The 13,714-nt window shown below is 71.5% G+C and carries 13 protein-coding genes; 7 read left to right on the top strand and 6 right to left on the bottom strand.

All coding sequences use genetic code 11. The features are described from left to right. Positions 1–187 precede the first annotated feature (187 nt). Complete coding sequence (locus tag DI269_RS24365; RefSeq protein WP_112140843.1) at positions 188–775, bottom strand: hypothetical protein; 588 nt, start codon at positions 773–775, stop codon at positions 188–190. Between the two features lie 145 nt (positions 776–920). On the opposite strand from DI269_RS24365, the gene DI269_RS24370 reads away from it, so the two are divergent. The 5 genes from DI269_RS24370 (at position 921) to DI269_RS24390 (ending at position 6,211) form a co-directional block, all read left to right on the top strand. Beyond that, positions 921–1,346 carry a hypothetical protein gene (locus DI269_RS24370; protein ID WP_112140845.1) on the top strand — a complete coding sequence of 142 codons (426 nt, stop codon included), beginning with the start codon at positions 921–923 and terminating at the stop codon, positions 1,344–1,346. Positions 1,347–1,466: 120 nt separating this feature from the next. Beyond that, the gene (murI, locus tag DI269_RS24375) at positions 1,467–2,270 is read left to right on the top strand and encodes a glutamate racemase (RefSeq protein WP_112140848.1); all 804 of its coding nucleotides are present in this window, start codon (positions 1,467–1,469) and stop codon (positions 2,268–2,270) included. A gap of 6 nt (positions 2,271–2,276) precedes the next feature. Then, positions 2,277–3,035 carry an MBL fold metallo-hydrolase gene (locus tag DI269_RS24380; RefSeq protein WP_112140850.1) on the top strand — a complete coding sequence of 253 codons (759 nt, stop codon included), beginning with the start codon at positions 2,277–2,279 and terminating at the stop codon, positions 3,033–3,035. Positions 3,036–3,115: 80 nt separating this feature from the next. Next, positions 3,116–4,930: a hypothetical protein gene (locus tag DI269_RS24385; protein WP_112140852.1), complete on the top strand. Its 1,815-nt coding sequence runs from the start codon at positions 3,116–3,118 to the stop codon at positions 4,928–4,930. Positions 4,931–4,984: 54 nt separating this feature from the next. Next, positions 4,985–6,211, top strand: a complete 1,227-nt coding sequence (locus DI269_RS24390) for a deoxyguanosinetriphosphate triphosphohydrolase (protein WP_408612332.1) — start codon at positions 4,985–4,987, stop codon at positions 6,209–6,211. Here DI269_RS24390 and trmB read toward each other — a convergent pair. Both trmB and DI269_RS24400 read right to left on the bottom strand, forming a co-directional pair. Further along, entirely contained in the window at positions 6,201–6,896 is a 696-nt protein-coding gene (trmB, locus tag DI269_RS24395; RefSeq protein WP_112140854.1) for a tRNA (guanosine(46)-N7)-methyltransferase TrmB, read from the bottom strand. The two genes, DI269_RS24390 and trmB, sit on opposite strands and share 11 nt — an antisense overlap. Before the next feature lie 39 nt (positions 6,897–6,935). Further along, a complete protein-coding gene (locus tag DI269_RS24400) occupies positions 6,936–7,748 on the bottom strand; it encodes a hypothetical protein (RefSeq protein WP_112140856.1) in 813 nt (270 codons plus the stop codon). A 363-nt stretch (positions 7,749–8,111) separates the two neighbouring features. Between DI269_RS24400 and DI269_RS24405 the strand changes: the two genes are divergently transcribed. Beyond that, positions 8,112–10,598, top strand: coding sequence for a sigma-70 family RNA polymerase sigma factor (locus tag DI269_RS24405; protein ID WP_198667720.1), 2,487 nt, complete (start codon positions 8,112–8,114; stop codon positions 10,596–10,598). A 54-nt stretch (positions 10,599–10,652) separates the two neighbouring features. Beyond that, positions 10,653–11,165: a GtrA family protein gene (locus DI269_RS24410; RefSeq protein ID WP_112140860.1), complete on the top strand. Its 513-nt coding sequence runs from the start codon at positions 10,653–10,655 to the stop codon at positions 11,163–11,165. A 55-nt stretch (positions 11,166–11,220) separates the two neighbouring features. On the opposite strand, the gene DI269_RS24415 is transcribed toward DI269_RS24410, so the two are convergent. The 3 genes from DI269_RS24415 to DI269_RS24425 form a co-directional block, all read right to left on the bottom strand. After that, a complete protein-coding gene (locus DI269_RS24415) occupies positions 11,221–11,745 on the bottom strand; it encodes a PH domain-containing protein (RefSeq protein ID WP_112140862.1) in 525 nt (174 codons plus the stop codon). Positions 11,746–11,872: 127 nt separating this feature from the next. Further along, on the bottom strand, positions 11,873–12,865 hold the full coding sequence (locus DI269_RS24420) for a response regulator transcription factor (RefSeq protein WP_112140864.1): 993 nt from the start codon (positions 12,863–12,865) through the stop codon (positions 11,873–11,875). A 26-nt stretch (positions 12,866–12,891) separates the two neighbouring features. Then, positions 12,892–13,677: a biotin--[acetyl-CoA-carboxylase] ligase gene (locus DI269_RS24425; protein ID WP_112140866.1), complete on the bottom strand. Its 786-nt coding sequence runs from the start codon at positions 13,675–13,677 to the stop codon at positions 12,892–12,894. Positions 13,678–13,714: the final 37 nt, after the last annotated feature.

The following is a 13,714-nucleotide window of genomic DNA, read 5'->3' on the forward strand; positions in this document are numbered from 1 at the left end:
CCGCGCTTCGCGCGGGCCCGGCCCTTTGGTCTGCGTCCCCCAAGGTCGGGAGTGTCGGCGCGAAGGCGCCCCCGGTTCAACGATGGCGCGGGGGTACGACAGTTCGGGGGCCGGCGCCCCCGAGGTCGGGAGTGTCCGTTCGCGATCCCCCTGTTCAAGGGTGGCTCGGGGGTACGACAGTGCGGTTTCAGCCCAGCGTGGCCTGGGCTGCGAAGGACGGGTCGATGCGCATGGTGCGGCCGATGTGGCCGGCCCAGGCTCGGGCTCGGGAGAGCGGGTGGTCGGGGAACTGGCGGTCGAAGGCCGGGTCGTCGCCGCGGTGGAACGGGAGGCGGGTGCGCAGCTGCGGGTCGAAGGGGTGCGGCATGGCCCAGTCGGTCGGCATGCCGAGCTGCGCCATGAGGGTCGCCTCGCGCAGGCCGGTCATGCCCGATTCGGCGGCCGCGTACGTCAGCTGCGCGTACACGGGGGTCTTCGGGATCGTGTAGATCGCCAGGAACACCTGCCCGGCCGGCAGGCCCGGGTGCGGGACCTTGGCCACCTGGTAGACCACCGGCACCCCGGCGATGTCGTAGCGCTCCAGCTCGATCAGGCACCCGGCCTCGGCGTACATGCCCGCGAAGCCGCGCCGCAGCGCCCCGAGGTCGTGCATCCACGATGGCTCGAAGGCCTGGCCCTCGACGGCCTTGACCTCGATCTTGTCGTCGCTTCCGGGGTTGGCCCACGAGGCCGGGCCCGTCTGCTGGAGTCCGCTGGCGTCAAAGGTGATCGGCATCGCCGCAGCCTATGCGAGTCCGGTCCGTACGCGACCGGTCACGGCACACGTCCCACTTCCGCCCCCTCCGCCACAGGTGCGGCCCGCGCCCCACGCCGCCGGACGCGATCCCGAGAAGTCCTCAGTGGGTTGCTAGCCTGAGCTGATGACCACCGGCGACCAGCGCACGTTCACCATCGGCAAGGCCAACGGGCTTCCGCGCCAAGGTGCTGCGCCGCAACCGGAACCGACGCCCGCCAAGGGCCTGTCGCTCCAGGTCGAGGGCGCCGCGATCGCGGGCCCGCGCCTCCCGGAGAAGCCCGGGATCCGCCTGCGCCGCCTCGCCGGCGTCGCGATCTGGGCCCTGGTGCTCGTCCTCGCCGGCGTCGCCTCGTCGATCGTGGGCCTGTTCAAGATCTTCGGCGAGGGCCCCGACTGGTTCACGCCCGCGTTCATCTCCGTCGGCGTCGTGGGGATGCTCCTGGCGATGATGGCGTTCGCGACCGTGCGGTTCAAGGGCGTGCCCTGGATGTTCATGGCCGCCGCGACGGTGACCCTCCTGGCCGCCTTCGTGATGCTGCGCCTGGCCTGAGCGCCGACGAAAACGGGTCCCGATCGCTGTCAGTGTGGCGATCGCCACGTTGTCATTTTGGCGACATTCCCGTGCCGAGCAGGGGCGCTGAACAGTGGTTTGGACGTACTCTCGGAGCCCATGAACGACGCGCCCATCGGGATCTTCGACTCCGGTGTCGGAGGATTGACCGTCGCGCGGGCGATCAGCGAACTGCTGCCGGCCGAGCGACTCGTCTACGTCGGCGACACCGCCCATGTCCCGTACGGACCCAGGTCCATCGCCGAGGTCCGCAAGCTGTCCCTCGACGTCTGCGACCACCTGGTCCAACAGGAGGTCAAGGCGCTGGTGATCGCCTGCAACTCCGCCTCGGCGGCGAGCCTGGCCGACATCCGCGACCGCTACGACATCCCTGTCGTAGAGGTGATCCGGCCCGCCGTCCGCCGCGCCGTCTCGACGACGCGCACCGGCCGGGTCGGGGTGATCGGGACGGTCTCCACGATCTCCTCGGGCGCGTACCTCGACGCCTTCAACGCGGTCCCGGACGTCGAGGTGACCGCGGTCGCCTGCCCGGCGTTCGTGGATTTCGTGGAACGCGGTGTGACAACCGGCCGACAGCTCCTGGGCCTCGCCCAGGGGTACCTTGAGCCGCTACAGCAGTCCGACGTCGACACAGTCGTGTTGGGCTGCACTCACTATCCGCTGCTATCGGGACTCATAGGCCTGGTGATGGGAGAGGACGTGGCACTGGTGAACTCCGCAAGCGAGTGCGCCCGCGAACTCTACCGCGTGCTGACCAAGCGCGACATGCTGACCGCCAGGACCGACCCGCCCGCGCACCGGTTCCTCGCCACGGGGGACCCGGAGGCGTTCACCAGGACCTCCCAGAGGTTCCTGGGGAACCTGTTCCCGAGCGCGGCGGCAGCCGTACTGGACAAGGTGTGATCTGCCATGAAACTCACGGTCATCGGATGCGCCGGCTCGTTCCCGGCGCCCGACACGCCCTGCTCGGCCTACCTGGTCGAGGCGGGGGGCTTCCGGCTGCTGATCGACTTCGGCACCGGCTCGCTCGGTGAGCTCCAGAAGCACGTCGACCCGCACCTGATCGACGCGGTCATCGTCACCCACCTCCACGCCGACCACTTCTTCGACGCGTGCGCGTACGCCGTCATGCGCCGCTACGCGCCCGACGGCCCCAAGCACCCGGTCCCCATGTACGGGCCCACCGGGGTCGGCGAGCGCATCGTCGCCGCCTACGGCGGCCAGGGCGAGCTGTGCCACCCGTCGCTGCGCGACGTCTACGACTTCCGCGAGCTGTCCACCGGGACCTTCGAGCTCGGCCCGCTCACCGTCACCGTCGACCGGGTCGCGCACCCGGTGGAGACCTACGGCGTCCGCGTCGAGCACGCCGGCTCGTCCCTCGCGTACACCTCCGACTCCGGCCCCTGCCAGGCCCTGGAGTCCCTTGCCGCGCATTGCGACGTGTTCCTCGCCGAGGCCTCCTACCTTGAGGGCGTGGAGAATCCGAAGGACGTCCACCTCACCGGCAAGGAGGCCGCGGAGTACGCGACCAAGACCGGGGCCGGGCGCCTGCTGCTCACCCACCTGGTCGAGCCGTGGAACTCCCGCGAGGCGACCCTCGCCGAGGCGAAGGCCGCCTACACCGGCCCCGTCGACGTCGTCCGACCCGGGCAGGTCTTCGAGTTCTGAGCGGGCCGCGACGGTCCTCTGAGGCCGCTTTGGCACGTTTCCGGGATACCGCCGTTGCACGCGCGCCGTAGCGTCGAAGGATGTCGAGCGACGCCAACCCCCAGTACCAGCAGTACCCGGGACCGCCCAGCGGCCCGGCGTACGGCAGCCCTCCTGCGCAGCAGCCCCCGCCGGGCGCGTACCAGCCGGCCCAGCAGCCGGTGCCGTACGTCGAGCCCGGCGCCCCCTACCCCCAGCAGGGCGGAGGCGGCCAGCCGCCGTACCTCCCGCCGGGCGCGTACGTCCCGGTCCCGCCGCCCCCGCCCCGCGGCGGCCGCGGCGCGAAGGTCGCCGTCGCTGCGATCCTCTCGGTGGTGCTCATCGCCGCCGTCGGCGCGGTCGTGCTCTTCAAGTTCGTCCTCAAGGGCGGACCCGACCCGGCCGAGAGCTTTCCCTCGACCGCGGCCATGTACGTCGAGTTCAACCTCGACCCGTCGTTCGACCAGACCCCCAAACTCCTTGAGCACCTCTCCAAGTTCGAGGACCTCGACTACGACTCCACCGACGACATCCTGGCCGACCTCCTCGAAGAGTCCGGCCTCGAAGGCGTCGACGCCGAGGAGGACCTCTCGTCCTGGCTCGGCAACCGCCACGGCCTCGCCATGTGGGACTTCAACGGGCAGCCCTACGCGGTCGTGAGCCTCGCCAGCACCGACTCGGGGAAGGCCGAGGACGGCCTCGCGAAGATCCGCGCCGCCGCCGGCGTCCAAGAGGACCAGATGGCCTACACCGTCGAGGACGACCACGTCCTCATGGTCGTGGGCGAGACCGGCGCGGCCGACGCGCTCGACGCCGCGAAGAGCGAGGCCGGCTCCAGCCCGCTCTCCGCCTCCTCCGGCTACGAGGAGGCCCGCTCCTGGCTCGACGGCGACCAGCTCGCCGTCTACTGGGTCGACATCGACGGCATCGCCCAGCTCGCCGACATGGCCCCCGCGGACTTCGAGCAGCTCTCCCAGCTCTACTCCGGGCAGCTCATCGCCGGCTTCTCCGCCTTCGACGACGGCTTCGAACTCTCCTACCGGCACTTCGGCAGCGAGGACGACCCCTGGACCGGCTCCGAGGACCTCCTCGCCGGCATGGGCGACCTGCCCGCCGCCGACTTCGCCGCCACCGCCCACGTCCCCGAGAACATCGGCGAGATCGCCGAAGAGGCGCTCGGCGCCTACGGCCTGCTCTACGGCGGCGAGGTCACGGCCGAACCCGCCGAACCGGCCCTCGACCCCCTCACCGCCGACGAGTACGCCGAATACCTCGAACTGGAGGCCGGCTACTACGCCGGGACCCTCACCGCCGAGCAGGAGTCCCGCTACCTCGACCTCGAGAACCGGTACTGGACCGCGGGCACCGAAGAGGACCCCTGGGTCGACGACTACGACTACGGACCCACCGAGGAGGAGGTCCAGGCGATGGTCACCGAGTTCACCGACCTCCTCGCGGGCGCCGACCTCAGCTTCGCCGGGGACTTCTCCGCCGACGAGGGCGTCAGCCCCGAGTCCATGCTCCTGTCCGCGCACCTCGCCGAGGACCGCGCCGCCGACCTCCAGGCGCTCGTCGAGGAGCTCGTCGCCGAAGAGGGCGGCACCCTCCCCGAGGGCATCACGTCCGAAGGCTCCGAGATCTCCTACACCGGCAGCGAGACCGCCTCCGGGACCCTCTCCGAGGACCCCCGCTTCAGCGACTTCGCCGCCGCCGCGCCCGACCGGTCCGCCGCCGCGGTCTGGATCGACTTCGCCGCGGCCGCCGAGACCTTCCCGGAGGACTTCGAAGGCGCCCAGGCACTCTCGGCCTTCGCGTGGGCCCACGGCTCCGACAACGGCGACGGCACCGGCGTCCTGCGCCTGTACCTGACGGATTAAGACGCAGCCTGCGGGATCGGTCGCGCTACGCTCGACAGCGTGACCGATCCCGCACTGCACCCGCTGGCCAAGCGCTGGCCGTCCGCGGAGCGGCTCGTCGCCGAACCCGGCTCGACGCGCAGCCCCTTCCAGCGCGACCGCGCCCGCCTCCTGCACTCGGCGGGATTCCGGCGCCTCGCCGACAAGACCCAGGTGCACACCGCCGGCACCGCCGACTTCCTGCGGACCCGCCTGACCCACTCCCTGGAGGTCGCGCAGATCTCCCGCGAGCTCGGCTCGGCCCTCGGCTGCGACCCCGACGTCGCCGACGTCGCGGGCCTCGCCCACGACCTCGGCCACCCGCCGTTCGGCCACAACGGCGAGGACGCCCTCCACGAGGTCGCCGGCCCCTGCGGCGGCTACGAGGGCAACGCCCAGACGCTCCGCGTCGTCAGCCGCCTCGAAGCGAAGGCCCTCGACACCGAGGGGAACTCCGTCGGCCTCAACCTCACCCGCGCCTCCCTCGACGCGATGTGCAAGTACCCGTGGGCCGCCAGCGAAGGCGTGCGGAAATTCGGCGTCTACGAGGACGACCGGGCGGTCTTCGACTGGTTCCGCGGCGGCGCCCCCGAAGGCGCCAAATGCCTTGAGGCCCAGGTCATGGACTGGTCCGACGACGTCGCCTACTCGGTGCACGACGTCGAGGACGGCATCTACGGCGAGTACATCAACCTCGCGAAGCTCATGGACGACGCGAGCGAGCAGGCCGCCGTGTGCGAGGGCGCCGCGGGCCGCTACTGCGACGACTCCACCGCGGTCCTCGGCGAGGCCCTCCAGGAGCTCCTGCGCGACCCGTCGATCGTGCGCCTGCACGACTACGACGGCTCGTTCCGCGCCCAGGTCGCCCTCAAGGACTTCACCTCGAACACGGTGGGCCGCTTCGTGAAGGCCGCCGCGAAGGCCACCCGCGACCAGTTCGGCGACGGCCAGCTGCGCCGCTACGACGCCGACCTGGTGATCCCCGAGGAGGAGCGGATCACGTGCGCGCTCCTCAAGGGCATCGCGTGGCGCTACGTCATGCAGCCGCGCACCTCGGCGTCCTGGTACACGCGCCAGCGGGAGATCCTCCACGACCTCGTCGCGGTCCTGTGCGACCGCGGCTCGGACTCGCTGGAGCCGATGTTCGCCGAGGCCTACGACACCGCCTCGGACGACGCGGCGCGGCTGCGCGCGGTCGTCGACCAGGTCGCCTCGCTCACCGACACGTCGGCGGAGGCCTGGCACCGGCGCCTCACGCGCTGATCTTGCGGAACTCCAGGTCGAAGATGTCGCGCCCGGCCTTGACGCCGCGGCGCTCGAACTTGGTCACCGGACGCCGGTCCGGCCGGGGCGCGAAGCCCTCGGCGGTGTTCTCCAGCGCCGGCTCGGCCGTGAGCACTTCGAGCATCTGCTCGGCGTAGTCGGCGATGTCGGTGGCGCAGTGGATGATCCCGCCCGGGCGCAGCAGTCCGGCCATGGTCGCCACGTGCTCGGCCTGGATGATCCGGCGCTTGTGGTGGCGCTTCTTGGGCCACGGGTCGGGGAAGTACACCCGGACCTCGTCGAGCGACCCGGGCGCGATGCCGTGCCACAGCAGCGGCAGGGCGTCGCCCTGGTAGATCCGCACGTTGTCGAGCCCGCGCGCCTCGGCCCGGTCCATGAGGTCGGCGATGCCCTGCGGGTAGACCTCGACGGCGAGGAGGTCCCGGTCGCGGTCGGCGTCGCCCATCGCGGCGGCGGCCTCGCCGTTGCCCGACCCGATCTCCAGGATCACGGGCGCGGTGCGGCCGAACAGCTTCGCGAAGTCGACCAGGCCGTCCTCGGGCGTCCACTCCACGCCGTAGCGCGGCCACAGGCGCGCGAACGCCTCGTCGTGGCGGGGCTTGTTGCGGCCCTGGCGGAAGTTGAACGTCAGGATGTGGCGGTGCTGCGGTTCCTCATCAGGCATAACCGCGCAAGTCTAGCCGCAGCACCGCTGTGACCTCGATCAGCGTTCGAGCTTGGCCGGGGCCTCGTACGAGCGCCCGCGCACGCCCGTGGGGCCCTCGGAGCCCCGGCGGTCGGGCCGCGGCGGCGGCACCGGGTCGTCGTCCTCGCCGAACAGGAACGACTCGCGGGTGTCCTCCTCGACGTAGTCGCCGTCGGGCTGCTCGGGCACGTACGTCGGCGGACCGACCTCCTCGTGCTCGGGCTCGGCCGTGAGCATCGCCTTGGGGCGGCGCTGCGGCCGCAGCCGCTTCGCGCGCTCGCGCAGGAACCACACGTACCCGCCGAGGGCCGCGGTCGAGACGCCCGCGCCGATCCAGAACCCGGGGCCGGCGACGCCGACGCCCACGAGCTCGATGGTGGTCAGCGCGATGAGCACGTAGAGGATGCGGCGATGGCGGCGCCTCCACCATTCGGCGCGCATCTGCCGGAGCCTGGCCTGCTCGTGCATTTCGGGGTCCTCGCCGGTCAACGACTGGTCGGTCTCCAACCGTACCGAGTCCCCGCGGCGCGTGCCGCGCCGCTCCCACCCGCGCGTGCCCGGACGGCGCTGAGATCGTTGGGAGGCAAGCATTTCGTCGAGCGATGCGTCCGTTTCGCCCTGGTCTGGAGACCCCGCTTCGGGACTGAGCGGGACGGTCCGGTGCGAGGCGGGACGCGAGGGCCGGTGCCCCTCGCGGTCGAGCACGCGCGCGTCGGAGGTGGAGCGGTCCTCGATCATCCGCTCGTCGGGGTCGTACCGGCGGACCAGGGCCGGGGTCAGGGCCAGCAGGGCGGTTCCGACCAGAAGCGCCAGCAGTACCGATGCGGGCATCGCTCACCTCCTTGCGTTGTTCGCGTCACAGTTTGCGTTCCCCCACGGTACGCATTGCCCTGACGTATTTCCGACAGATGCCTGGAACCCGGGCGTGAAGTCCCAATACCATCACACATGGTCACAATCGCATCACAATTCACGACTATGACGGGTTTTTGCCCTAAACTCCGAGGAATGTCCCGTTCGCTGCACCGCCCATTTCGACGCGGCGGGCGCAACCGGAGGCCGACTCGATCGTTAACCCAAGGGAGACAGCGAGAACTCCTCCAATCCAGTCGACCGACCCGCCCGACAGAGCGACGCCTCCGAGCCCCCCGATCGTACGAGCTCGGCGCAACCAGGAAGGAGCACCGGCGCACGATGCCCGAGACCGTACCCGCCGGCGATCCCCGCGGCCTAGGACCCGACGCCGCCCCTGACCCCGACGACACCCCCGCGACCCGCTCCGACCCCGAGCTCATCGCCGCCACCCGCCGCGGCGACACCACCGCGTACGCCGTCCTCTACGAGCGCCACGTCCACGCCGCCCGCCGCCTCTCGCGCATCCTCTCCCGCGACCCCGCCGGCGCCGACGACCTCGTCTCCGAGACCTTCGCCAAACTCCTCCACACCTTCCGCGAAGGCGGCGGCCCCGACCTCGCCTTCCGGCCCTACATGCTCCAGACCCTCCGCAACACCTTCTACGACCGCGTCCGCCGCGACAAGAAGGTCGAGTTCACCGACGACCTCTCGCCCCACGACTCCGGCGAGATCTACGTCGACCCCGCAGTCGAGGGCCAGGAGCGCCGCTACGCCGCCCTCGCCTTCGGGAAGCTCCCCGAGCGCTGGCGGATGGTCCTGTGGCACACCGAGGTCGAGGAGGACTCCCCGGCCAAGATCGCCACGATGCTCGGCATGACCCCGAACGGGGTCTCCGCGCTCGCCTACCGCGCCCGCGAGAAGCTCCGCCAGAACTACCTCACCGAGCACGCCGCCGACTCGCCCCGCGAGGAGTGCCGCTGGACGGTCGACCGGCTCGGCGCGCGCGTGCGCGGCAAGCTCGGCGAGCGCGACGTTCAGAAGGTCGACGATCACCTCGACTCGTGCGTCACCTGCAACCTGCTGTTCGCGGAGCTGACGGAGCTGAACTCCGGCCTGCGCGGCGTCGTCGCCGGGGTGTTCCTCGGCGGGGCCGCGGCTCCGTATCTCGCGGCCGGCGCCGTCTCGGCCGCCGGGCTCGCGGTCGGCGGGTTCTTCGCGTTCATCGGCGCGCCGTTCATCGCGGTCGCCAACTGGATCCGCCGGATCGTGCAACAGCTGGGCACCAAGGGCTCCATCGCCACCGGCACCGCCGTCGCGGTGACCGCGGCCGTCGTCCTCGTCGCGCTCAACCTGGGCGAGGAGGAGGAAGAACCGCAGGCCGCGCCCGACGACTCCACGGTCTCCGAGCCCGCCGAACCCGGCGACGAACCCGCCGAAGAGGACCCGGCCGACCCCGACGACCCTGCTCCCGAGGACCCGCTCGACCCGGCGCCCGAACCCGACCCCGAGGACCCGGCCGCCGAGCCCGAGCCGGGCGCCGAGCCCGCCTCGTACGGGATCGCCCACGGCCTCGGCACCAGCGGCCTCGTCGCGGGCGGCGAAGCGGTCCTGCCGATCCGCCTCGAAGCGCCCGAGAACTCCGGCGGCGGCTATGCGCCGCGGACCGAGCGGGCCGCCGAGTCGGCGACCGTGGGCCACGGCCAGGCCGCCGCGACCGACCGCGTCCTGCTCGACATCGTCTTCCCCGAGGGCGTCACCCTCGCCTCCGAGACCGCCGAACCCGGCTGGACCTGCGTCGAGGGCGAGACCGTGCAGTGCTCGATCGCGCAGATGCCGAGCCCCGCGGAAGCGAACGTGCACATCAGGATCGGCGAGGACGTCAGCGGCTACCAGACCTTCGAGGTCACCGTGGACGGTCCGGGGATCTCCGGCACGACCTCGCTCCAGGTCCCGATCGCCCCGGCCGGGAGCACGGTCGGCTACGCCAGCCTCGACGCCACGGGCGTCACCGCCTCCGGGAACACGTGGATGACCTGCTCGATCCCCGGCTGCCGCGAGGCCGCGCTCCTGGGCGCGGGCGACCGCTGGCCGATGAAGGCGTACAAGCCCGACGACGCGCCCGCCGGACGCGAGGGCGAGGCCGCCTCCGGCGCGGTCCTCGACGTGCCCGGCGGCGCCGAGGTCCAGTGGGCGGGCCTGTACTGGGCCGGCGTCCACGAGGACCTGCCGACCGACGTGTCCCTGTACGGCCCCGGCGGGTCCTGGACCTCGCTGTCGGCCGACGCCACGACCGACACGAGTCCGGGCGTGCAGGCCTTCGCCGACGTCACCGACCTCGTCTCCGGCGGCGGCGAGTACTGGGTCGCCACCGACAACCACCGGCTCCCGACCTCGGCGTGCAAGGCCTGGCCGATCGACGCGAGCGCGCACTGCCTCGAACCGCACTGGGCCGGGTGGTCGCTCACCGTCGTCTACGCCGAGCCCGGCGCCGACGCCCGCGAGGTCGCCGTCTACGACGGCGCGGCCGCCGCGGACACCGAGATCGAGGTGGAGGGCGGCGGCGAGGTCGACATCGCCGCGACCCTGTGGGGCGGCTCCGGGTACCTGCGCGGCGACGACCTCACCGCGGGCGGCCAGAGCCTCGGCGAGCCCGCCACCTGCCATGCGGGCGGCGCGGTGAACAACCCGGACTGGTACGCCTTCGGCGTCGACGTGCGCGTCCACAGCGCCCACACCGGCGAGGAGGCCGTGATCCGCTTCGAACGCGGCGACGACCCGTTCATCGTCGGCGTCGTCGCGGTCGCCCAGCCGCCCGTCGCCTCCTAGATCCACCCGTTCGACGGTCCCCGAAACGCCCCGCTGCGGGTATCCTGGGCGCTGATGACCACCACCGGAACCCCTGCGCCCGCGGGCCTCGTCGCGCGAGGCATCGGGCTGCTCAAGCGCCACTCGGGCGAACTCGTCGGCTTCCTCGGCGTCGGCGGCGTCGCCTACGTGGTCGACGCCGGCCTGTTCAACCTGCTGTACATCGGCTACGACTGGTCCTACTGGTACGCGAAGATCCTCTCCGGGGTCGTGGCGATGACCCTCGCGTTCTTCGGGAACCGGCACTGGACGTGGCGCGAGCGCCGCGGCAGCGCCGCCGCGCACCGCCAGTACGCGCTCTACTTCTTCTTCAACGGCATCGGGCTGCTCATCGCCATGGGCTGCCTGTGGGTCAACAGCCGCCTCGCCGAGGTCTGGCCCCACATCTTCGACACGAAGATCGCGGTGAACGTCGCGGCCATGGTCTTCGGCGTCGGCATCGCCTCGGTGTTCCGCTTCTTCGCCTACCGCACCTGGGTGTTCCGGCGCGCGCCGCAGCTCCAGGAGCCCGCGGCCGAGACCGTCTAGGACGCAAGCGAAAAGGCCCGCACCGGTCCGGTGCGGGCCTTCCACGTGTCAGGGCCTAGGAGCCGTCGCCCTCGCCGGAGCGGCGGGTGCGGTCGTCCTCGGCGAGCTGGTAGAGCAGCGCCTTGGTCTTGTCGACCTTCGGGACGTCGATCAGGTTGATCTCGCCGTCGTCGGAGGCGGAGTCGATGTTCATGTCGCCGAAGCCGAAGATCCGCTCCCAGACGTTCTGGGTGTACGAGACCGTGTTGACGCGGGCGAGCGGGATGTGGCGGCTCTCGCGGGTCACGAGGCCTTCGCGCCACATGATGCGCTGGTCGGTGATGACGTAGTGGGTCGAGCGCCAGCGGATCCACGGGATCACGGACAGCCAGACCAGGAGGGCGAGGGTGATGACGACCTCGGCGAGGATCAGCCAGATCTTCCCGTCCCATTCGAGTTGGGCGGTGTACGTGATCGCGATGGCGCCGATCGCCAGGAAGACCACGAACCACAGGACCGGGGCGATGCCTTCCTTCCAGTGCGGGCGGGTGTGGAGCTTGACAACCTCGCCGCGGGCGAGCTGGTCGTCGGGATATCCCACTGCGGACCTCCAGGAGTGAGAAACGGGCGGGGGCGGTACGAATGTTCAAAAGCACAGTACAACACTTCGTCACCGGCCTCTTGCCCACGATTGCGCGCACTACCGCGCAGAGCGCCGGCATTGCGCCCTAAGGCACCCAGCCGTTCTTCGCCGCGTGCCAGCCGAGCTGGATGCGGGTGTCCACATCGGCCAGGTCCATGAGCTCGCGGACCCGCCGCTGCACGGTGCGCAGCCCGATGCCCAGTTTGGACGCGATGGACTGGTCGGTGAGGCCCGCGATGAGCAGCCCGAGGAGCACCGCGTCGTCCTCGGCGATGCGGACGCCGTCTGAGGCCGCGCTGGTCGCGGGGATCCCGCTGGACCACAGCTGCTCGAACAGGGTGCACGCGAGTTCGGCGATCGACCGGTTCGCGGTGACGATGGCGCGCGGCCGGCCTTCGCCGGGCTCCTCCATGACGATGGTCCGCTCGTCGACGACGAGGAGCTTGAGCGGCAGGCGCTTGGCGAACCGGACCTCGTCGCCGGAGGCGAGGGCGTGCTGGAGGTACTCGGCGTACGGGTCGATGTCGAGGATGGTGCGGTCGAACAGGATCTTGTGGCAGACGCCGCGGGCCTGGAGGTCCTGGTGCAGCCGGTCCTCGGGGACCGGCAGGACCATGGGCGGCCTGACGAAGGTGCGCAGGGAGTGCTCGGCGCCGGCCTTGAGCTGGCGGAGCCGGGAGCGGATCGCGACGGCGCCGGTGACGACCTCCCAGTCGCCGCTCGCGCCGGTGCCGGGTCCGGCGCGGTGGATCTCCAGGAGTTCGCGCAGCGCCTCGTACTCGCCGAGGACCTCGCCGAGCTGGGAGGCGATGCGCCCGCCGAGGACGGCGTCGGGGCCGACGGCGCGGAAGCGCGAGTCGGCGACCATCGTCGCGAAGCCCTCGTCGACGAGCCTTGCCAGGACGGTGCGGACGTGCTCGATGGAGTGCCCGGAGTCGGCCGCGAGCTGCGCGACCGTGGCGTCGGAGCGCGACAGCAGGAGCCGGTAGAGCCCCTCGACGTCAGGATCGAGCCCGGTCGCGCCCGGCGGCTGCCGGGCCGGCCGGGTGTCGAGATGCTCGCTCGTCTGGTCGGTCAATCGCCACTCCTCGGATCGGCCTAGTTTCACGCCCGCGGCCGCAGGTGGACGACGTCGCCGGCGGCGACCGTCTCCACCGGACCGTCGCCGGGGTCCACGCGCAGGCGGCCGTCGGCGTCGATGCCGACGGCTCGGCCGGTCAGGTTGCGGCCGTTCGGGAACGATACCGCGACCTGGCGCCCCAGCGTGTCGGAGTTTCGCTCCCAGCGCTCGATGACCGGGCCCGGGCCCTGCTCCTGCCAGGTGCGGTACACGGCCGCGACGTGCGCGAGGAACGCCGCCGCGATCTGTTCCCGGTCGAGCGTCGAGGCCCCGGCGACCAGCAGCGAGGTCGCCTCCGGGACCGGCAGCTCCTCGGCCGTCAGCGACACGTTCAGTCCAGCGCCGACGATGACCGCGTTCCCTTCGGCCTGCGCGAGGATGCCGCAGACCTTCTTGCCGCCGATGAGGACATCGTTGGGCCACTTGAGCTTCGCCTTCACCCCGCACACCGCGTGCAGGGCCTCTTCGAGCGCGACGGCGGTCGCGATGCTCAGCGTCCCCCACAGCTCCCTCGGCAGGGTCGGGCGCAGCAGGAACGACATCATCAGGCTCGCCCGCGCCGGGCTCTCCCACCGCCGGTCCAGCCGCCCGCGCCCGCTCACCTGCTCCTCGGCGATCAGCACCCGGCCCTCCCCGGCCCCGTGCCTGGCCGCCTCGGCGAGGTCCGCATTCGTCGAACCCGTGACCCCGACCACGTCCAACTCGGTCCAGAAGTCGGACTTCTCCGACAACAGCGACCAGAGGACGTGCCGGTCCAGTGGCTTTCTCATCGGTGTGTCCACGCGCATAGCGTAACCACTCAAGCAG

Source organism: Glycomyces dulcitolivorans (assembly GCF_003265355.1).
In the GTDB taxonomy this organism is placed as follows: Bacteria; Actinomycetota; Actinomycetes; order Mycobacteriales; family Micromonosporaceae; genus Glycomyces; species Glycomyces dulcitolivorans.

Bases quoted from the DNA above. Each gene is read 5' to 3' on its own strand.
- DI269_RS24365 (WP_112140843.1), bottom strand. From the start codon at position 775: ATGCCGATCACCTTTGACGCCAGCGGACTCCAGCAGACGGGCCCGGCC.
- DI269_RS24370 (WP_112140845.1), top strand. From the start codon at position 921: ATGACCACCGGCGACCAGCGCACGTTCACCATCGGCAAGGCCAACGGG.
- murI (WP_112140848.1), top strand. From the start codon at position 1,467: ATGAACGACGCGCCCATCGGGATCTTCGACTCCGGTGTCGGAGGATTG.
- DI269_RS24380 (WP_112140850.1), top strand. From the start codon at position 2,277: ATGAAACTCACGGTCATCGGATGCGCCGGCTCGTTCCCGGCGCCCGAC.
- DI269_RS24385 (WP_112140852.1), top strand. From the start codon at position 3,116: ATGTCGAGCGACGCCAACCCCCAGTACCAGCAGTACCCGGGACCGCCC.
- trmB (WP_112140854.1), bottom strand. From the start codon at position 6,896: ATGCCTGATGAGGAACCGCAGCACCGCCACATCCTGACGTTCAACTTC.
- DI269_RS24400 (WP_112140856.1), bottom strand. From the start codon at position 7,748: ATGCCCGCATCGGTACTGCTGGCGCTTCTGGTCGGAACCGCCCTGCTG.
- DI269_RS24405 (WP_198667720.1), top strand. From the start codon at position 8,112: ATGCCCGAGACCGTACCCGCCGGCGATCCCCGCGGCCTAGGACCCGAC.
- DI269_RS24410 (WP_112140860.1), top strand. From the start codon at position 10,653: ATGACCACCACCGGAACCCCTGCGCCCGCGGGCCTCGTCGCGCGAGGC.
- DI269_RS24425 (WP_112140866.1), bottom strand. From the start codon at position 13,677: ATGAGAAAGCCACTGGACCGGCACGTCCTCTGGTCGCTGTTGTCGGAG.